The following is a 19,256-nucleotide window of genomic DNA, read 5'->3' on the forward strand; positions in this document are numbered from 1 at the left end:
TCCTCTCCGCTACTTCTGGTTGAGGGCTTCGGAGCTGATCAGCACGGACTCCGGGAAGTCCCACTTGTCGCCGAGCTCCTCATAGTGGCCACCGGCGATGACGCCCTGCACTGCTGCAGCTACGGCTTCTGTCATCCCCGTGTCCTTGGCCAGGGCGATTCCGAACGGTACGGCATCGTAGTCCTCGCCTTCGGCGAGTTCGAACTGGCCGTTGGCTTCCTTGCCCTGGTAGGCCAGCGGCACGCTGTCCGCAATCACCCCGTCGACACGGCCGGAAGCCAGCGCCAGGTTGGCGTCGGTCTGCCCGGGAAAGTTCTGGATCTTAATCTCTTCCTTTCCGTTGGCCGTGCATTCCTTGGAGAACTCGGGGAGGTATTCCATCGACTGGATCGAACCCTTTTGGCCGGCGATCTTCTTCCCGCACATGCTCATGGGGTCCATGGAGATACCCAGCGGATTTCCCGGAGCGACGGCGACGCCCGTGCCGGTGTGGAGGTACTCGACGAAGTCCACGATCTTCTCGCGTTCCGGCGTGACGGAGAAGGCCGACAGGGCCATGTCGTACTTGCCGGAGGCCAAACCGGCCAGGATCGTGTCAAACGTTGCCGGTACGTGCTCCACCTTCAGGCCCAGGGCGGCACCGACGGCGTCGGAGAAGTCCACGTCGAAGCCGATCATGGTCTTGTTGTCGGTGTCGTAATACTCGAACGGGGCATAGGTCGGGTCGGAAGCGACTTTCAGCGTACCGGCGGCCAGCACGTCCTCGGGCAGCAGGTTCCGGGCTGCTTCGTTAACCTGGACCGCTTCCACCCCGGCGCCTGCCGCGGCCGGAGCAGCGGTATCCGCTGGACCGGTAGCCGCGCCGGAGGCGTTGGTGCACGCGGTCATGGAGACGGCCAGCAGGACGGATCCGGCGAGGAGGTAGGAACGGGTGGCACGCTGACGAGAATGACGCATGGACTTTCCTTTCATGGTCCGGACGGCGTTGTCCGGTGGTGGATATCCGCACTGATCAGGAGACGACCAGTGCCTCGGTGCTAGAAAATTTCAGTTTCGATGCGCAGCTTCGAAGGTGCGTCCCGACGAGTGGCGAATGCGTTGGCCCAGTCAGGGGACCCACCTCAAGACCTTGGCCTGACGCGGGACGAGGGTGATGACCTGGACAGCGGATTCCCCGGCGGCAAGCGAAAGCCGGATGGCTTCGGCGTCCTCGCCCTCGACGATGAACACATCGCCGGCCCGCAACCAGCGTTCCCACGGTCCGTCCTCGGCCGCGACCAGTGCTTCGCCTCCCAGTCCGGTTACAATCAACTGCTCGCCGGGCCCGCGCTGCAGCGTGCCGGTATAGCTGCCGGTGTAGCGGAGGCTTTCGGAGGCGATGTAGTTTGCATCGGCCTCCAGTTCCACGGTGGGTTCGGGGCCGGTTTCATCCAGCTGCACCGTCCATCGCCAGGGGTCGCCGCGCTCGGCCGAGTCCGGACACGCGGCCAGGATCTTGGCGCCCGTTTCGGCGGACGTTTCGCCGCCGAGCGGGTTGGCCCTAATCAGCATCCACATGCCGGGGCCTAGGCCGTCCTGGGAGCAACCGGCTCCCGCCGGGCGGCCGGCTGGGCCGCGGCCTTCGCCTGCTGTTCCTGCTTCAGCAGCGCGCTCAGGATGCGCCGGGCCCTGGCCACGCCGCCATCCTGGGCGATCAGCACGTCGAACTCGCCCTTGGGGCGGGTCTGCATGCCAATCTCCTGGGCCTCCAGCGCGGTGGCGTCCTCGTCCAGCACGGTGGCCAGGCCGACGCGCAGGTCTTCGGTGGCCTGCTCATTGTCGACGGCGAAGTTGCGGCTGAAGGCGTAGTAGTACCAGGAGTTGTGCGCGTCGATCGGCGTAATGCCGTTCAGCACCTTGATCAGGAAGCCCTCTTCGCGGGGCCTGCCCTCGCCGGTGATGCCCGAGTGGAGCACATGCAGGTTCGGCACGAAGAACTCGGTGCAGTGGAAGCGGTCGAACAGCCCGCGGGCGTCCATCGTTTCTGCGTACAGCGGCGGTGCTTCCACCGAGGGCATGAGGCGGTCCACGCTGACCACGTTGCCGTCGACCTCGACGGTGATGCCGTGTTCGTAGATGTAGTCATCGCCCACGGTGGTCTGGTGCAGGAAGGACTCATGGGTCAGATCCAACAGGTTGTCGTGGATCAGGTCGGCCCGGCACTTGAAGTGGTACGAATGGGTGACGGTAGCCCACTCCGGGTCCACCATCCAGTGGGTGTCCGGGACATCGGCCGGATCGGCCAGCTCCGGATCGCCGGTCCAGACCCAGATCCAGCCGTCCTGCTCCACCACCGGGTACTTGCGCACCTTTGCGCGTTCCGGAATAGAGGTCTGGGCCGGCACCTTCGTGCACATGCCGTCCGGACCGTAGGTGAATCCGTGGTACCCGCATTCCACTGAATCACCGACGGTACGGCCTTCGGAGAGCGGGAAGGCACGGTGCGCGCAGCGATCCGCCAGCGCAATAGCCTCGTTGTCCTGCGTCCGGAACAGGACGATCGGCTGCTCGCAGATCACTCGGCGCACCGGCTTGCGGGTGACCTCCGTTGACCACGCCGCCACATACCAGGTGTTCAGCACATACATTTTCGGTTCTCCTCCATCACGTGTGTATACACTGTATTCAGGTAGCGGATGTGACGTCAAGCACTTTCCGCAAAAGGTTCAATAGGTTACCGTTTCACCCGAACTTCGGCCTCGATCCGCGTCCTGCAGCCGCCCGGACGCTAGAGTGCACACAACAGAAGGAGGCCACCATGGCTGCGATACCGAATGACGTGAGACCGCTCTCCGTCCGCGTCCATGAGCAGTTGAGCACCGACATCATCAGCGGGGCCATCAAGCCGGGCTCGGCGCTGGCCCAGGAGGGGGTCGCTGCGCAGTACGGCGTGTCCCGCACCCCGGTCCGCGACGCGCTCACCCAGCTGACGCTGGAGGGCTTGACCACGCTGGTCCCGGGGAAGGGCTACATAGTCAACCAACTCGACGAGCGTGAGATCGAGAACGTTTTCGAGGTCCGCTACGCCCTGGAATCCCTCGCGGTCCGGAACGCCATCGGCTCCTACACACCGCAGCAACTGGTGCGGCTCGGTGGGCTCATCGACGAGACGGAGATCGTCGACCCGCAGGACAGCGACGAACTCTTCCGGCTGGGCCGCGCGTTCCATCTGGCCCTGGTGGAGCCTGCCGCCAACGACTACCTGCGCGGCGTCATAGCCTCCATCTGGAACCACCCCATCCAGCACCGGATTACCTTGACCTACCGGCAGGGACCGGAACACCAGGCCAAGGTCATCCACGACCACCGCAGCATTCTGCAGGCGCTCAAAGACCAGGACGCCGCCCGCGCCGTCGAGGTCCTGGCGCATTGCCACGATGTAAAAGACCCCAACCGCTACGAGCACATCGGCTGAAAGCGGTGCCCCGGCTCTAGGATCTCCCGGCCATTTTCACGCCGGCCCGCCACACGGCCGCCGTCAGCGGCATGCCGGGGCGGTAGGCCAGATGGGTGGCCGAGGGGGCGTTGAGCAGGTGCAGGTCGGCGCGGTGCCCGACGGCGATCGAGCCCACCGCCCGCTGTCCGTCCTCGTCCCGGCCCACGTGGCGGCCCAGCGCCAGGGCACCTCCGTAGGTCGCCGCGCGGACCGCTTCCTGGACGCTCAATCCCATCTGCAGCACCGCCGTCGTCACGCAAAAGTTCATGGAACTGGTGAAGGAGGTGCCGGGGTTGCAGTTGGATGCCAGCGCAATTTCCGCACCGGAATCCAGCAGCTGCCGTCCCGGCGCCAACGGCTGTCGAGTGGATAGATCACAGGCCGGCAGGCAGGTGGCCACGGTGCCGCGCTCCCCCGTGCCGCTGGCCCGGTCCCAGCCCGCCCAGGTTCCGGCGAGCGCTGCGACGTCGTCGTTGGAGAGGTAGTTCACGTGGTCCACGCTGGCCGCGCCGAATTCCACCGCCAGCTGCACGCCCGGGCCCTCGCCCAGCTGGTTGCCGTGCACGCGCAATCCGAGGCCGGCGTCGCGGCAGGCAGCGAGGACCCGGCGCGACTGCTCCTCGTTGAAGGCGCCGCGTTCGCAAAAGACGTCCGCCCACTGCACATACGGCCCGACCGCAGCCAGCATGTCGCCGCACACCAGGTCGGTGTACGCGTCGGCATCGATGCCGTCCGGGACCAGGTGGGCGCCGAGGTACGTCACCTCGTCGGCCACGGTAGAGGCGATCCGGGCGCTACGGGCTTCCTGCTCCACGTCCAGGCCGTAGCCGGTCTTCGTCTCAAGGTAGGTAGTGCCGCCGGCCGCTGCCTCCGCGACGCGGGCCAGCAGCAGCCGGGTCAGTTCGTAGTCGCTGGCCTCGCGGGTGGCGCCGGTGGTGACCGCGATCCCGCCGGCCTGATAGGACTGTCCGGCCATCCGGGCTTCGAACTCGGCGGTGCGGTCGCCGGCGAAGACCAAGTGGGTGTGCGAGTCCACCCATCCCGGCAACACGGCCCGTCCGCCGGCATCGAACTGTTCGTCGGCGTCAGGTGCCTGCGTCGAGGAGCCGAGCCAGGCGATCCGCTCCCCCTCGATGATCACCGCGGCATCGTGGAGCACTGAATCAGCGCCGCGGGCCGGGTCCTGGGTGTGCAGTTCGCCGATATTGGTGATGACGGTGCTCACGCGATCTCCTTCAGTGCCGCGGCCAGCAGGTCGGCCGGCTGGCCCAGCCGCGAGTGGATGCCGTTGACCGCCAGCAGTTCCCCGCCGACGACGACGGCCGTGACATCCGCTGACGTAGCCGTCAGCGGCAACTGGCCGGGGTCCGAGCCTACCGTGCGCATCGAGGCTGGGTTGACCGCGACCAGATCGGCAGCCATGCCGACGGCGATGCCCGCCGTGGGGGTCGCCATCGCGGCCACGGCTCCAGCCGACGCCGCATGCAGAAGTTCGTCCGGGGTGAACCGTCCGCGTTGCCCGCTGGCCAGGCGCTCGCCGTGCTCCAACGCACGCATCTCCAGCCACGGGTCCACCACCGCGTGCTGGTCCGTGCCCAGCGCGATGACTGCGCCGGCATCGGCCAAGGCCCGGGCCGGGCCGATCCCATCGGCCAGGTCGGCCTCGGTGGTCGGGCACATCACCACGGTGGCGCCCGCGCTACCCAGCAGGTCGATGTCCTCTTCGGTCAAATGGGTGGCGTGGACCGCGCTCAGGCGTGGCGACAGCAAGCCGTGCCGCGCCAGCAGTCCGGCCGGCGTGACCCCGTACTCCGCCACGCAGGCTTCGTTCTCTGCCGGCTGTTCGGAGAGGTGGATGTGCAGCGGCAGTTCCGGCGGCAGCCGTTCGGCAATGACCGGCAGCGCGGATTCGGGCACACCGCGCACCGAGTGCAGCGCGGCCCCCACGGTGATCTGGGCCGGGTCGAACCCGGCTGCCACCGCCTTCCGGAGCGAGTCCAGCCGGTCCAGCCAGGCGTGCACATCGCCGTCGCCGAACCGCTGTTGTTCAGGGGCCAGCGGCTTGCCGATGCCGCCGGCCAGATAGCACGTGTCCAGCAGGGTCAGGCGGATTCCGGCGGCGGCGGCGGCCCGGCACAACGCCAGTTCCATGGCATGCTCGCCCGCGTGCTCACCGTCACTGCCCTGGCTGCCGCTTCCGGCGCCATCGGGACCGGCTGCGACGACGGCGCCACCGCCGTACGCGGCGCCATCCGGACGGTGGTGGACGTAGTGGAAGTCGGCCACGCTGCTGAAACCGGCCGTTACCATCTCGGCGAACACGGCCGTGGCCAGCCGCTCGTACTTGCCGGGGGTCAGCGCGCCGGCCGTCCGGTACATCTGCTCCCGCCAGGTCCAGAAGTCGCCGCGGCCGGCATGTGTGCGGCCGCGCAGGGCACGGTGGAAGGCATGCGAATGCGCGTTGGCGGCAGCCGGGAAGACCACGCCGTCCAACACCAGCACGCCGGTGGCGGGGTCCGGCCGCGGTGCCGTGCCCACGTGGGTGATGGCACCGCCGTCGTCGGTTTCCAGGAGGATGTCGTCCGCCACACCCTCCGGCCCCAGCCAGGCGCGTTCGCACCAGATGCTGCTCACAGGAGTGCCTCCAGCACGTCGGCGAGGGCGGCAGCGCCGGCGTCCGCGTCCCAGGGTTCCACGTATTCCTCCGGCGAGTGCGAAATGCCGGAGGGGTTCTTCACGAACAGCATGCCCGAAGGCACCCGCGCGGCCAGCACGCCGGCATCGTGCCCGGCACCGGTGGCGAGCACAGGGGCCCCGGGCAGGGCGTTTTCCAGCTGGCGTTGCAGGGCCGAGTCGAAGTGCACCGTGCCGCTGTAGGACTCCTCCGTGAGCGACACCGAGCAGCCTTCGAAGGCGGCGATCTTCTGCGCCTTGCCGTGAATGGTTTCCACCAGCTGCGCGGTCACCGCGTCGTCGGGATGGCGGGCATCCAGCCACAAATCCACCCGCGAGGCGATCACATTCGTGCCGCCGGGCACCGGCTGGATCCGTCCCACCGTGGCCCGGGCATCGGCCTGCTTGGCGGCAGTCTGCTGCACCGCCAGGATGATCTGCGCGGCGGCCACCATCGGGTCCGCACGGTCCGCCATCAGCGTGGTGCCGGCGTGGTTGCCCTGGCCGGCCACGCTGATCCGCCACCGCCCGTGGCCCAGGATGGAACTGCCGACGGCGATGGCCGGGCCGTCCTCGCCCAGGCCGCGGCCCTGCTCCACATGCAGCTCAATGAAGTCGCCGATCCGTGCCAGCGCCTCGTCGTCGCAACCGAGGTGCGCCGGATCCAACCCATTGGCCCGGGCGGCATCGGCGAAGGTTGTGCCATCTTCATCACGCAGATTCCGGGCCTTGTCCGGGTCGATGGCCCCGGACAGTAGCCGCGAGCCGAGGCACGCCACACCGAACCGCGAACCCTCCTCTTCCGGAAAGACCGTGACGGCCAGCGACCGGTTCGGCTGCACGCCGCGCTCCTTGAGTACGTCGACGGCGGCCAGCGCGGATGCGACGCCCAGCGGACCGTCAAAGGCACCCCCGCCGGGCACCGAATCCAGATGGCTGCCGGTGACCAGCGCGCCGCGCTGCGGCTCGCCCCACCATGCCCAGATGATGCCGTTGCGGTCCGTCTCCACGTCTAGACCGCGGCGCCCGGCCTGCTCGATGAACCAGCCGCGCAAATCCAGCTCAGCGCCGGAGAACACCGGGCGCGAATACCCCCCGCGCTGCCCGTCCCGCCCAACATCGGCAATAGATTCCAGGAGTGACGTGACGGTCTGCATGAACCAACTTCCTTCGTAACTATAGAGAGGGCCAAAGGCCGGCTGTCGGAGAGGCGCTCATGCCGGCCTCCCCGAGCATTAATGGGGTCGGCCGGAGGCCGGCTTTCGTGTAGGCGCGCCTCGCCGAGCGAGGAACGAGCGAGGTGTCGAAGCGCCGGCGAAAGCCGGCCGCAGGCCGCCAGCTACTCCGCCATCGGGATCCGGACACCGCGTTCGGCCGCCACCTCGACCGCCCGGTCGTAGCCCGCATCCACATGCCGGATCACACCCATGCCCGGGTCGTTGGTCAACAACCGCTCCAGCTTCTGCGCCGCCAATTCGGTGCCGTCCGCCACCGAGACCTGGCCGGCGTGGATAGAACGTCCGATGCCGACGCCGCCGCCGTGGTGGATGGAGACCCAGGTGGCCCCGGAGCTTGCCGCCGTCAGCGCGTTCAGCAGCGGCCAGTCGGCGATGGCGTCGGAGCCGTCGGCCATGGCCTCGGTCTCGCGGTAGGGCGAGGCGACGGAACCGGAGTCAAGATGGTCGCGGCCGATCACGATGGGCGCCGAGACCTTGCCTTCTGCCACCAGCCGGTTGAACAGCAGGCCGGCCTGGTGCCGCTCGCCGTAGCCCAGCCAGCAGATGCGCGCCGGCAACCCTTCGAACTCCACCCGTTCGGCGGCGGCGTCCAGCCAGCGGTGCAGGTGTTCGTTCTCCGGGAAGAGTTCCTTCAGCGCGGCGTCCGTGACCTCGATGTCCTTCGGATCGCCCGAGAGCGCTACCCAGCGGAACGGCCCAAGCCCCTCGCAGAACAGCGGACGGATGTAGGCCGGAACGAATCCTGGGAACTCGAAGGCCCGGTCATAACCGCCCTTGCGCGCCTCGTCGCGGATGGAGTTGCCGTAGTCGAAGACCTCGGCGCCGGCATCCTGGAATTCCACCATCGCTTGTACGTGCCGGGCCATCGAGGCCTGCGCCTTCTTGGTGAACCCTTCGGGATCAGCCTGTGCCTCGCGCTGCCAGTCGGCCACCGAGATTCCTTCGGGCAGGTAGGACAGCGGATCGTGGGCGGAGGTCTGGTCGGTGACCACGTCCACGGTGAGCTCGCCGGCCTGGTGCCTGCGCAGGATCTCCGGGAATACCTCGGCGGCATTGCCCACGTAGCCCACGGACCAGCCGCGGCCTTCTTCCTTGGCCTTCATGACCTTGGCGATCGCGGTGTCCAGGTCCGTCTCCACCTCGTCCAGGTAGCGCTTGCCCACGCGCCGGCGCAAACGTGCCTCGTCCACGTCCACGATCAGGCAGGCGCCGTCGTTGAGCGTGACGGCCAGCGGCTGGGCCCCGCCCATGCCACCACAGCCGCCGGTCAAAGTCAGTGTGCCGGCCAGCGTGGGGGAACCGGTCTTGCCGGCCTCGTGCAGCTTGGCCCCGACGGCGGCGAACGTCTCGAAGGTGCCCTGCAGGATGCCCTGGGTGCCGATGTAGATCCAGGAACCGGCGGTCATCTGGCCGTACATCATCAGGCCCTCGGCTTCCAGCCGGCGGAACTCCGGCCAGTTGGCCCAATCCCCCACCAGGTTCGAGTTGGCCAGCAGCACGCGCGGCGCCCAGGGGTTGGTCCGGAGCACGCCTACCGGTTTACCCGACTGCACCAGCAGGGTCTCATCGTCTTCCAGGTCCGCCAGCGTCTTCACGATCGCGTCATAGGCCTCCCAGGACCGCGCGGCGCGGCCGGTTCCGCCATACACCACCAGATCCTCGGGGCGCTCGGCCACTTCCGGGTCCAGGTTGTTCATCAGCATCCGAAGCGGCGCCTCGGTCTGCCAGCTCTTGGCGGTCAGCGTGGTGCCGCGGGAAGCCCGGATGGTGCGGGAGGGATCGTGCTGGGTGAACGTCATTGTTGTGCCCTTTCTGGCTGCGACGAATCTGGCTGGGAAGTTGTGGCTGGGGTGGTTTCCGGCTAGGACGTAGTTTCGGGCTCGGTGAAGAGCGCGCCGGCCTGTTCGGCCAACAGCAGCCCGAATTTTTCTGCTGCTTCGGCTGTGGTGCGGTAGCTCGGAGCGACTATGCTCAGCGCCGCTACGACTTTGTCTCCGGCGAAAACCGGCGCCGCGACGGCGGTCACGTCGGCCTCCACACTGTCCGCCATCACGGTGAAGGTGCCGCGGTCCACCTGTCCGCTGAGCGCGGCGCCCGCCGCGCTGCCCGCGATCGGGAAGGTCCGGCCCACCCAGTTGACGTGCCGCACGGTGTGCGTACCTTCTTCGATGGCCACGTACAGTCCGTGCTCGTTGCCGGCGGTCACGCTCAGATAGGCGGATTCCCCGGTGCGGTCCACCAGCGTACGCAGCACATCCCGGCCGGCGTCGACCAGCGACTCATGGCTGAGCGCCTGCACGCCCAGCTGCACCATCCTGAAACCCGGACGATACAGGGCGTTCCCGCGTTTGGCGGCGAATCCGTTGGCTTCCAGTGTGCGCAACAGGCGCAGCGCCGTTGAGGCGGACAAGTCGACGGCCTTGGCGGCGTCGGCGAGTTTGACGCCGTCGTTCTCGCAGACGATGCGCAGCAGAGCCAGCGCGCGGTCCGCCGCCCTGGTGGTGGGATCCGCACCCGTTTTCGGCATCATGCTGCTCCTCGCTGAGATCGGTATATTGCAGCCAGTAAAACATCAATTTCATCCAGCGGCAAGAAATTCGCCCAGAGTATTGACCGGCGTCACATTGGCTAGGTAGTTTCAGGTAACTGCCCATTCGTTTTACTGTTCGAAATAGTCCTGCCACGCAACGGCAGGCAAAGGAGACCTTGATGCGCCACCCGTTGTCCGCGGCCCCCGCCGCCCGCCGCCCCCTTTTGGCCACCGCTTCGGCAGCGGTTCTGGCCGGTGCCCTGCTGCTGACCGGCTGCGGCTCCGGCAGCCCCTCGTCGACCGGTGGCGGGACGCAACCTGCGGCCCCGTCCGCCGACGCCCAGCTGGACCAGGTAAATCTCGGGCTGATCCCGATCACGGACGTGGCCCCGGTGTATCTAGGCATTCAGGAGGGCTACTTCGAGGACGAAGGCATCCAGCTCTCTGTCCAGCTGGCCCAGGGCGGTGCCGCGATCGTTCCGGCGGTGATGACCGGCGAATACCAGTTCGGCTACTCAAACGTCGTCTCGCTGCTGATCGCACGGGACAAGGGGCTGCCGATCACCGTGGTCTCCAATGGATCCAGCTCCACCAACGTCCCCGGCAAAGACGTGACCGAGGTCGCCGCCCTGCCGGAAGCCGGAATCGAGGACGCGGCCGATTTGGTGGGCAAAACGGTTGCCGTCAACGCGCTGAACAACTTTGCCGATGTCACGATCCGGAATGCCGTTGAGCAAGCCGGCGGCGACCCGGACGGCGTCGACTTCGTGGAGATGCCCTACCCCAACATGCCGGCGGCACTGGAGCGCGGCGACGTCGACGCGGCCTGGACCACCGAGCCCTTCCGCACCCAGATCCTTGAAGCCGGTGGCGAGATCGTGGCCAGCCCGATGACGGACCTCACCGAGGACTTCGATTCGGCCTTCTACTTCACTTCGGAACAGACCATGCAGGAGAATCCCGAACTCGTGGAGCGGTTCCGCCGGGCGCTGGAGAAGTCCTTCCAGTTTGCTGCGGAGAACGACGACGAGGTGCGCACCGTCATCCAGGACTACGCCAAGATCACGCCCAAACTCGCCGAGACCGTGGTGATGTCCCGCTGGTACCCGGAGATCAACCGGGACGGCCTGCAGAAGCTGGGATCGGCGGCCGTCAAGTACGGCGTCCTGGAAAACACCCCCGATTACGACGCGCTGATCGCCGACTAGTCCCCGCGCCCGCACCCTCCCAGACCGTTACAGCCCGAAAGGCACCATGTCCCAGTCCCAGCTCCAGACCGATACCGTCCCCGTCTCCGTCGGACCCCTCTCCCCCGCCGACGTCGTCGCCGTCGCCCGTCACGGCGCCGCCGTGGAACTCAGCGAGGAGTCGCTCGCGGCGATGGCCTCCTCACGAAAGGTCATTGAGGCATTGGTGGACGACGACGTGCCGCACTACGGCGTCAGCACCGGGTTCGGCGCCCTGGCCACCAAACAGATCCCGGTGGAGCTGCGCACGCAGCTGCAGCGCAGCCTGATCCGCAGCCACGCGGCATCCTCCGGCGCCGAAGTGGACCGGGAAGTGATCCGCGGCCTGATGCTTAACCGGCTGTCCACCATGGCCACCGGCCGCACCGGCGTCCGCCCCCTGGTGGCCCAGGCATATGCCGGGATCCTCAATGCCGGCATCACTCCCGTGGTCGGCGAATACGGGTCCCTGGGCTGCTCCGGGGACCTGGCTCCGCTGGCCCATTGCGCGCTCGCCCTGATGGGCGAAGGACAGGTCCGCAACAACGACGGCGAACTGGTGCCTGCGGCCGACGCGCTGGCGGCCGCCGGGCTGGAGCCGGTGGAACTGCGCGAGAAGGAAGGCCTGGCGCTGATCAACGGCACCGACGGGATGCTGGGCATGCTCATCATGGCCTCGGCGGACCTGCACCGGCTGCTCAAGACGGCCGACCTCGCCGCCGCCATGAGCATTGAAGGTTTGCTGGGCACCGACGCGGTGCTGGCCGAGGACCTGCACGCGCTCCGGCCACATCCCGGCCAGATTGCCGCCGCCGCCAATATGCGCGCGGTGCTCGCCGGATCCACCCTGATTGAGGAACAGAAGCACGGGCAGCACCGGTTCACCCGGGTCCAGGATGCGTACTCGCTGCGCTGCGCCCCGCAGGTGCACGGCGCAGCCCGCGCCACTCTGGCCCACGTGGAATCGGTGGCCGGCTACGAACTGTCCTCCGCCGTCGATAATCCGGTGGTTACGGCGGACGGCAGGGTGGAGTCCAACGGCAACTTCCATGGCGCTCCGGTCGGCTACGCGCTGGATTTCCTGGCCATTGCCGTCGCCGACCTCGCCTCGATGAGCGAACGGCGCACCGACCGCTTCCTGGACAGCGCCCGCAGCCACGGGCTCAACGCCTTCCTGGCCGACGATCCGGGCGTGGACTCCGGGCACATGATCGCCCAGTACACCCAGGCCGGGATTGTCAGCGAGCTCAAGCGGCTGGCCAATCCCGCGTCGGTGGACTCCATCCCGTCCTCCGCCATGCAGGAAGACCACGTCTCGATGGGCTGGTCCGCCGGCCTGAAGCTGCGGCGCGCCTTGGACGGCCTGACCCGGGTGCTGGCCATCGAACTGCTCACCAGCGCCCGCGCCCTGGACATGCGCGACGGCGGCGTGGATTCATCCAAGTCCGCACCGGCGGTCACCGCCGTGCGCCGTGAAATCCGCACCGTAGTGGCAGGACCGGGCACGGACCGCTATCTCTCCCCGGAGATCGAGGCCGTCCGCGTGCTGGTGGACAGCGGCGTGCTGCTGGCCGCCGTTGAGCAGGCCGCGGGCAGCGCACTGAACTGACCCGAACGGCACTACACTGGTGCCGGAAATACGTTGGTTCCGGATCGCCGGGCCGGAACCAACGTCGGGAACATTGGGGGCCGGCGCCGGAGAAGGACCTGCCGCATGGGCGCCGAGATACCCGAGGCCCGGCCCAGCCGCCGAAAGCTGCTGCAACGAACCGTCCCTGTCCTCGCCGCCGGAATCGGCGCCGGGGTCCTCGGTACGGCTGGTGCGGCAGCGGCGGGCCGGCCGGATGCCGTGCCCGGCGACGAGCAGCTCGCCCGGCTAGTCCTCGACCCGACGTCGGCCACCCACCGAGCGCTGGTCCAGCTCCTGGCCCCGACGGCCACTCCGGCGGCGAAAGCCAGCCCGAACGGGCGGATCGACCCCCGGCAGGCAGGTTACGACGTGGTCCTGCTGCTGGGCCAGTCCAACATGCAGGGCTGCGGCCTGCCTTTTGACCCCGCAATCGATGTGGAGTTGGACGGCATCGACCAGCTGGCTGCTTCCGGTCCCCGGACCGGGCAGGTCATCACCGCCAGCGAACCGCTCTGCCACGTCGCCAGCGTGCGGGTGGAGGGCCGGCCCGCCATCGGCCCCGGGCTCGAATTCGCCCGCCAGCTGTGGCTGGCCCAGCCGGCCGGCCGCAAAGTGCTGCTGGTGCCCGCGGCCCTGGGCGGCACGTCCATCACCGGCAACCCGGACTACTCCTGGGACCCGGACAACACCAGAGCGCGGACCAATCTGTTCCATCGCGCACTGGAGGCCGGCCAACGCGCGCTGGCACTGAACCCACACAACCGCCTGGCCGCGGTCCTCTGGCACCAAGGCGAGGCGGACGCCGTGTTGGGTTCCTCCCAGGCCTGGTACCAGGCCAAGCTGCTGCAGATCATCGACCTGGTCCGCGAGGCCCTGGGGCCGGCGCCGTTCCTGATCGGCGGCATGGTGCCGGAGTGGCTCCCCAGCGATCCGGGACGCCGCGGCATCGATGCCGCCCACCGTGCCATCCCCTCGCTCCGGCCGAAGACGGCGTTCGTCGAGGGCCCCTCCGGCGCCGGCCAGGACGAAGGACAGATCCACTACAACGCCGCCGGGGCCCGGGAACTGGGACTGCGCTTCTACGGCGCTTTAGAGGCCGAGGCCGCCGGACAGCCTGTCTAGCAGCGCCCCGGCGCGTCCTTCTACAGCGGCAAAGTACGACGGCGGGGGCTGAGCGCAGCGGGAACGTCACCGGCGCCGTCGTGCTCTCCCAGAATCAGCCCCGCCGCGAGCTCGGCGATTCCGGCGGAGGTCTGGAAGCCGTAACAGCCCTGCCCGGCCAGCCAGAAAAAGCCTCGGGCCTCGGGATCGAAGCCCACCGCCGGCAGCTGATCGGGCTCATGCCGGCTGAACCGCACGCCGGGAGGCGACGAACGCGGCGACGCAGGCTTCGATATCCTCCGCCGTGTGGGCCGCCGACAGTTGCACACGGATCCGCGCCGCACCCTTGGGAACCACCGGGTAGCTGAAGGCGGTGACGTACACGCCGTGGTCCAGCATGGCCTCGGCCGTCCGGCCGGCGAGGACTGCGTCGTGGAACATCACCGGGACAATCGGGTGAACGCCTTCCAGCAGGTCGAAGCCTTCCTCCGCCATCCGGCGCCGGAACAGCGCGGTGTTGTCCTGCAGCCGGGACCGTAGCTCGGCCGAACCGCCCACCAGCTCCAGCGCCTTCAGCGTGGCCGCCACGATGGCCGGGGCCACCGAGTTGGAGAACAGGTACGGCCGGGCCTTCTGCCGGAGCATGGCGACGATCTCGCGGCGTCCGGAGACGTAGCCGCCGGACGCGCCGCCCAGGGCTTTGCCGAAGGTGCCGGTGTAGATGTCCACCTTGTCCGACACGCCTGCATGTTCCGGCGTGCCCGCACCGCTGGCCCCCATGAAGCCGACGGCGTGCGAGTCGTCCACCATCACCAGTGCTCCGTACGTCCCGGCCAGTTCGCAGATTTGTTCCAGCGGGGCCAGGTAGCCGTCCATGGAGAAGACGCCGTCGGTGACCACGACCGTCCGTCTGGCGCCCGCGCCGTCATTCAGTTGCGCGGCTTCCTGCAACCGGGCTTCGAGTTCGGCCATGTCCCGGTTCGCGTAGCGCAAGCGCGCCGCCTTGGACAGCCGGATGCCGTCGATGATCGAGGCGTGGTTCAGCGCGTCGGAAATAATGGCATCGTCGGGACCAAACAGGGACTCGAAGACCCCGCCGTTGGCGTCGAAACAGGACGAAAACAGAATGGTGTCCTCGGTTCCGAGGAAGCGGGACACCGCCTGTTCCAGCTGCAGGTGCAGGTCCTGCGTGCCGCAGATGAACCGAACGCTGGCCATGCCGAACCCGCGTTCGTCCATCGCGGCCTTCGCGGCGGCGATGATCTCCGGATGGTCGGCCAGGCCCAGATAGTTGTTCGCACAGAAATTCAGCACGTCGCGGGTGGATCCGCCCGCCGGGCCCGCTGCAATGTGGCTGGACTGCGGTGTGGTGATGCGGCGCTCTGCCTTGAACAGTCCGGCATCGCGGATCTCGTCCAGCTCGGCTGTCAGCTGCTCCTTGAGTGCTCCGTACATGCTTGCCTCCCTAGAACCGGGTCCAGTCGAGGACCACTTTGCCGCCTTCGCCGTGCCGCGCGGTCTCGAACCCGCGCTCCCACTCGGCGGCGGGGAGCACGTCCGTGATCACCGAGGAAATCGCCGCGTGCAGTGTGGGACTGGACGAAAGCATGGCGCTCATCGCGTACCAGGTTTCGAACATTTCGCGGCCATAGATGCCCTTGAGCGTGAGCATGTGGGTGATCACCTTGGCCCAGTCGATGCTGATGTCCTCGGCCGGCAGCCCCAGCAGGGCGATCCGGCCGCCGTGGGTCATGTTGTCGATCATCGCCCGCAGCGCAGAGGCGCGGCCGGACATCTCCAGTCCGATGTCGAAGCCCTCGGCCAGATCCAGCTGGCGCTGTGCCTCCGCCAGCCGGGTCTGGCTGACATCAACCACCATGTCGGCGCCCATCTGTTTGGCCAACTGCAGCCGCGGCGCGGACACATCGGTGACGGCGATCTTGCGCGCTCCCGCGTGGCGGACCACGGCAATCGCCATCAGCCCGATGGGTCCGGCCCCGGTGATCAGGACGTCTTCACCGACCAGCGGGAAGCTCAGGGCGGTGTGGACGGCATTGCCGAACGGGTCGAAGATGGCGCCCAGTTCCGGCGTGACGGCCGGATCGGAGTGCACCCAGACGTTGGTTTCCGGTATCACCACATACTCGGCAAAGGCGCCGTCCCGCTGCACCCCCACGCTGACCGTGCGGATGCACATCTGCCGCCGGCCGGCCCTGCAGTTGCGGCAGGTGCCGCAGACGATGTGCCCCTCGCCCGAGACCCGGTCCCCGATCTGCACATCCCGCACGCCCGGGCCCGCGGCCACGACTTCGCCATAGAACTCGTGACCGGGAATCAGCGGAGTGTTCACCGCGCCCGCTGCCCAGTCGTCCCACGCCTGGATGTGCAAATCGGTGCCGCAGATGCCGGTGGTCATGACTTTGATCTTGACCTCGCCGAAACCGGGTTCCGGTTCGGGCCGGTCCACCAGCTCAAAGCCGGCCTGCGGGCCGGACTTGAAGAGCGCCTTCACGCGTTGTCCTTTCGCTCGGTCCGGCCGGGAGCACGCGGCCGCCCGGGCGGTGGCCCGGGTCACTAGGGAAACTCTACGGAAGAGTTTCGGAGATGTGGAGCGCGTCACACTGTCCGCCCGGCGCACGGGGCGGTAGCTTTGCTGGCAAGCACTTCTTCCCTTCGACGTGAGCGAGACCTGCCTGTGGCAACCACTACGCACCAGATCCTTCCGGCGATCGCCGACGACCCGTACTCGGACGATGTGCTGGCCGAACCGTACAGCCTGTTCAGCCGGATGCGCGCAGCCGGCCCGGCGGTCTGGCTGGAGAAGTACCAGGTGCCGGCCTTCGCGCGCTACGCCGAGTGCCGCGACATCCTCGCCGACCACCGGACCTTCATCTCCGCCGCCGGTGTGGGACCCAAGGACCTGCTCAAGGAACCGAACTGGCGGCCACAGGGCATCCTCGAGTCCGACCCGCCGCGGCACACGCTGATGCGGGACGCCATGGCCGGAGTGATCTCGCCCAAGGGAACGCGCGCGCTGCGGTCCGGATTCGAAGCCTATGCCGGCCAGTTGCTGCCGGGGCTGCTGGAGCGCGGTTCGATCGACGGGATCAAAGACCTGGCCGAAGTGTTCCCGCTCCGGGCGTTCGGCGACGCCGTGGGCATCCCGCGGGAGGGCCGCGAGGCGAACCTGCTGACCCATGGCGCGATGAACTTCAGCCACTTCGGCCCGGAAAACGCACGCCACCGCTACTACTTCGAACAAGGTGCCGGGACACCCGAGTGGGTGATGGACCGGACGCGGCGGGAAAACCTCAGCCCCGGCGGCATGGGCGAACAATTGTGGCAGTACGTGGACCGCGGCGAACTGCCGGCAGAGATGGCACCGCTGGTGGTAAGGGCCCTGCTGTCCGCGGGTCTCGATACCACCGTGATCGGCATCGGAAACGCCCTCAAGCTCTTTGCCGAGCATCCGGAACAGTGGCGCATCCTGCGCAAAAACCCGCAGATGGTGTCGCTGGCCATCAACGAGGTGCTGCGCTTCGAGTCGCCGTTCCAGTCCTTCTACCGGACCACGTCCGCTGACACCGAAATCGCCGGGGTCAGCCTGGCGGCCGGCAGCAAGCTGGCCCTGTTCTTGGGCTCGGCCAACCGGGACGAGGACCAGTTCGGGCCGGATGCGGACGTCTTTCGGATTGAGCGCGACGCCGCCGGCATGATCGCCTTCGGCAACGGGATCCACCGCTGCGTTGGCCAGCCGATCACCCGGCTGGAGATGCACGTTGTGCTGACCTGGCTGGCCCACAACGTGGAGCGGATCGAACTCACCGGCGAACCGGTCCCATACCTGCACAACACGCTCAAGGGCTACGCCTCGTTGCCCTTGCGACTGCTGCCGGCCTGAGCCTTCGCGCCCGCCGCGCCGACGCCCACCTCGTCGTCGCTGCGGCCTCCCGCCGGGCCAGACGCTGTCCCGGAGCGGGCGCCCGGCACGGTGGATCGCCCCGACCAGCGCAGGCTACACTGTGACTCCTGCCACAGATCCGTGGCAGTGATCCGGTACAAGGGGGATCTCCAGTGCCGCACTCTGCCCAGCCAGCGTCCCGACCCGTGCAGGACCGGGCCTACGAGGCCCACGAAGGGCTCTATCCGGATGGGCTGATCGGCGGTGGCGAAAACCTGAGCCTCGGCGGCCTGCGCCCAGTGGTCCGCGACTCGTGGCAACGGTCCTTGCGGCATGCCACTGACCCGGACCGCGCGTTGGCGCGGCTGGTCCTGGCCGACGATGAGCTGGACGCCTTCCGCCGGGACCATCCGTTGGCCGCCATCATGCCTGTCTTCAGCCGGCTGCTGGTGGAACCCAGCCAGGATGCGGGCATGCTGGTGGCCGTTGGGGACCAGCACGGGCGCCTGCTCTGGGTGGACGGAGACACCCAGCTCAGGGAACGCGCGGAGGGCATGATGTTCATGCCGGGCACCGACTGGTCCGAGGCATCCGTGGGCACCAGCGCCCCCGGCACTGCCCTCGCCCTGGGACACGGGGTGCAGATCGCCGGCGCCGAACACTTCAGCAGGGCGGTCCATTCCTGGAGCTGTACCGCCGTCCCCATCCATGATCCCGATTCCGGCGCGGTTCTCGGCGTGGTCGATCTGACCGGCCGGGAGGAAGCCGCCGCTCCACATACGCTCTCGTTGGTCCGGGCGGCGGTGGCTGCGGCCGAGGCCGAGCTGCGGATCATCCGCCTGCAGGCGGCGCCCAGCCGCCGGGCCAGACAACAGCCCGCCGGCCTCACCATCACCGGCCGGGACCATGGCATGTTGGAGCTGGCCGGGCGGCGGATCGAATTGTCTCAGCGGCACACCGAGATCCTCACTCTGATGGCCCTGCACCCGGCCGGCCTGACGGCCGAGCAGCTGGCCGACCAGCTCAACCCGCATGCCCGCGGCGCAACTCTCCGGGCCGAGATGGTCCGGCTGCGCAAACTGCTGGCCGGCATCAGCCCGGCCGCGGTCCCCGAATCACGGCCCTACCGCCTGCGGCAGCCGCTGGCCGTCGACGCGCAGCGGGCCCTGCAGTGCTTGGCCCGCGGCTCCTACCGCCAGGCCCTCGATCTTTACCAGGGCCAGATCATTCCGGCGTCCGAGGCGCCGGGCATCATCGATTTCCGCCACCACGTCAGCGCTACGCTGCGCGAGTCGGTGCTCAGCAGTGCCTCGCCGGAAACGGTGCTGCGCTACCTTGAGCTTCCCGAAGCGAAGGACGACGGCGATGCCTGGCACGCGGCGCTCCGCCTCCTGCCGCCGCGCTCACCGCGGCGGGCCGGCGTCGTCGCCCGCTTGGAGCAGTTGGAGTCCGGGGCGGCTGACCGGCCATGACGCCCGGTGC

Annotated in this window: 16 protein-coding genes and 1 pseudogene; 6 read left to right on the plus strand and 11 right to left on the minus strand. The window is 68.2% G+C overall.

The annotated features are described in order from the left end of the window. Positions 1-9: 9 nt before the first annotated feature. From AC5RW2_RS29700 to AC5RW2_RS29710, 3 genes are all read right to left on the minus strand, one after another. Positions 10-957 carry an ABC transporter substrate-binding protein gene (locus tag AC5RW2_RS29700; protein WP_493952461.1) on the minus strand — a complete coding sequence of 316 codons (948 nt, stop codon included), beginning with the start codon at positions 955-957 and terminating at the stop codon, positions 10-12. Between the two features lie 150 nt (positions 958-1,107). Continuing rightward, positions 1,108-1,557, minus strand: coding sequence for a hypothetical protein (locus AC5RW2_RS29705; protein ID WP_493963985.1), 450 nt, complete (start codon positions 1,555-1,557; stop codon positions 1,108-1,110). Between the two features lie 8 nt (positions 1,558-1,565). Next, complete coding sequence (locus AC5RW2_RS29710) at positions 1,566-2,627, minus strand: Rieske 2Fe-2S domain-containing protein (RefSeq protein WP_493963984.1); 1,062 nt, start codon at positions 2,625-2,627, stop codon at positions 1,566-1,568. A 170-nt stretch (positions 2,628-2,797) separates the two neighbouring features. On the opposite strand from AC5RW2_RS29710, the gene AC5RW2_RS29715 reads away from it, so the two are divergent. After that, the gene (locus AC5RW2_RS29715) at positions 2,798-3,454 is read left to right on the plus strand and encodes a GntR family transcriptional regulator (protein ID WP_493952464.1); all 657 of its coding nucleotides are present in this window, start codon (positions 2,798-2,800) and stop codon (positions 3,452-3,454) included. Positions 3,455-3,470: 16 nt separating this feature from the next. Here AC5RW2_RS29715 and hutI read toward each other — a convergent pair whose 3' ends face one another. The 5 genes from hutI to AC5RW2_RS29740 all read right to left on the minus strand — a co-directional run bounded on the left by hutI (position 3,471) and on the right by AC5RW2_RS29740 (position 9,916). Continuing rightward, positions 3,471-4,700, minus strand: coding sequence for an imidazolonepropionase (gene hutI, locus AC5RW2_RS29720; protein ID WP_493963983.1), 1,230 nt, complete (start codon positions 4,698-4,700; stop codon positions 3,471-3,473). Next, positions 4,697-6,109: a formimidoylglutamate deiminase gene (locus tag AC5RW2_RS29725; protein WP_493963982.1), complete on the minus strand. Its 1,413-nt coding sequence runs from the start codon at positions 6,107-6,109 to the stop codon at positions 4,697-4,699. Before AC5RW2_RS29725 ends, hutI begins: the two co-directional genes overlap by 4 nt. Continuing rightward, the gene (locus AC5RW2_RS29730; protein WP_493963981.1) at positions 6,106-7,305 is read right to left on the minus strand and encodes an allantoate amidohydrolase; all 1,200 of its coding nucleotides are present in this window, start codon (positions 7,303-7,305) and stop codon (positions 6,106-6,108) included. Before AC5RW2_RS29730 ends, AC5RW2_RS29725 begins: the two co-directional genes overlap by 4 nt. A gap of 182 nt (positions 7,306-7,487) precedes the next feature. After that, positions 7,488-9,185 (minus strand): urocanate hydratase, encoded by a 1,698-nt coding sequence (gene hutU / locus AC5RW2_RS29735; RefSeq protein WP_493963980.1) that lies wholly within the window; start codon positions 9,183-9,185, stop codon positions 7,488-7,490. Positions 9,186-9,247: 62 nt separating this feature from the next. Next, positions 9,248-9,916: an IclR family transcriptional regulator gene (locus AC5RW2_RS29740; RefSeq protein ID WP_493963979.1), complete on the minus strand. Its 669-nt coding sequence runs from the start codon at positions 9,914-9,916 to the stop codon at positions 9,248-9,250. Between the two features lie 179 nt (positions 9,917-10,095). Between AC5RW2_RS29740 and AC5RW2_RS29745 the strand changes: the two genes are divergently transcribed. From AC5RW2_RS29745 to AC5RW2_RS29755, 3 genes are all read left to right on the plus strand, one after another. Further along, positions 10,096-11,124: an ABC transporter substrate-binding protein gene (locus AC5RW2_RS29745; RefSeq protein ID WP_493963978.1), complete on the plus strand. Its 1,029-nt coding sequence runs from the start codon at positions 10,096-10,098 to the stop codon at positions 11,122-11,124. 46 nt (positions 11,125-11,170) lie between these two features. Then, entirely contained in the window at positions 11,171-12,751 is a 1,581-nt protein-coding gene (gene hutH, locus AC5RW2_RS29750) for a histidine ammonia-lyase (protein ID WP_493963977.1), read from the plus strand. Between the two features lie 105 nt (positions 12,752-12,856). Further along, positions 12,857-13,894, plus strand: coding sequence for a sialate O-acetylesterase (locus tag AC5RW2_RS29755; protein WP_493963976.1), 1,038 nt, complete (start codon positions 12,857-12,859; stop codon positions 13,892-13,894). A 20-nt stretch (positions 13,895-13,914) separates the two neighbouring features. On the opposite strand, the pseudogene AC5RW2_RS29760 reads toward AC5RW2_RS29755, so the two are convergent. From AC5RW2_RS29760 to tdh, 3 genes and pseudogenes are all read right to left on the minus strand, one after another. Continuing rightward, positions 13,915-14,106: pseudogene (locus tag AC5RW2_RS29760) on the minus strand (NAD(P)/FAD-dependent oxidoreductase); the annotation flags it as partial. A gap of 4 nt (positions 14,107-14,110) precedes the next feature. Beyond that, the gene (locus AC5RW2_RS29765) at positions 14,111-15,328 is read right to left on the minus strand and encodes a glycine C-acetyltransferase (RefSeq protein ID WP_493963975.1); all 1,218 of its coding nucleotides are present in this window, start codon (positions 15,326-15,328) and stop codon (positions 14,111-14,113) included. 10 nt (positions 15,329-15,338) lie between these two features. Further along, positions 15,339-16,385 carry an L-threonine 3-dehydrogenase gene (gene tdh, locus AC5RW2_RS29770; RefSeq protein ID WP_493952474.1) on the minus strand — a complete coding sequence of 349 codons (1,047 nt, stop codon included), beginning with the start codon at positions 16,383-16,385 and terminating at the stop codon, positions 15,339-15,341. Between the two features lie 183 nt (positions 16,386-16,568). On the opposite strand from tdh, the gene AC5RW2_RS29775 reads away from it, so the two are divergent. Together AC5RW2_RS29775 and AC5RW2_RS29780 are read left to right on the plus strand one after the other, a co-directional pair. Continuing rightward, positions 16,569-17,774, plus strand: coding sequence for a cytochrome P450 (locus AC5RW2_RS29775; RefSeq protein ID WP_493963974.1), 1,206 nt, complete (start codon positions 16,569-16,571; stop codon positions 17,772-17,774). Between the two features lie 173 nt (positions 17,775-17,947). Next, positions 17,948-19,246, plus strand: coding sequence for a helix-turn-helix domain-containing protein (locus tag AC5RW2_RS29780; RefSeq protein WP_493963973.1), 1,299 nt, complete (start codon positions 17,948-17,950; stop codon positions 19,244-19,246). The last annotated feature ends 10 nt before the right edge of the window (positions 19,247-19,256 follow it).

It is taken from the genome of Arthrobacter sp. B0316-1-20, assembly GCF_059091865.1.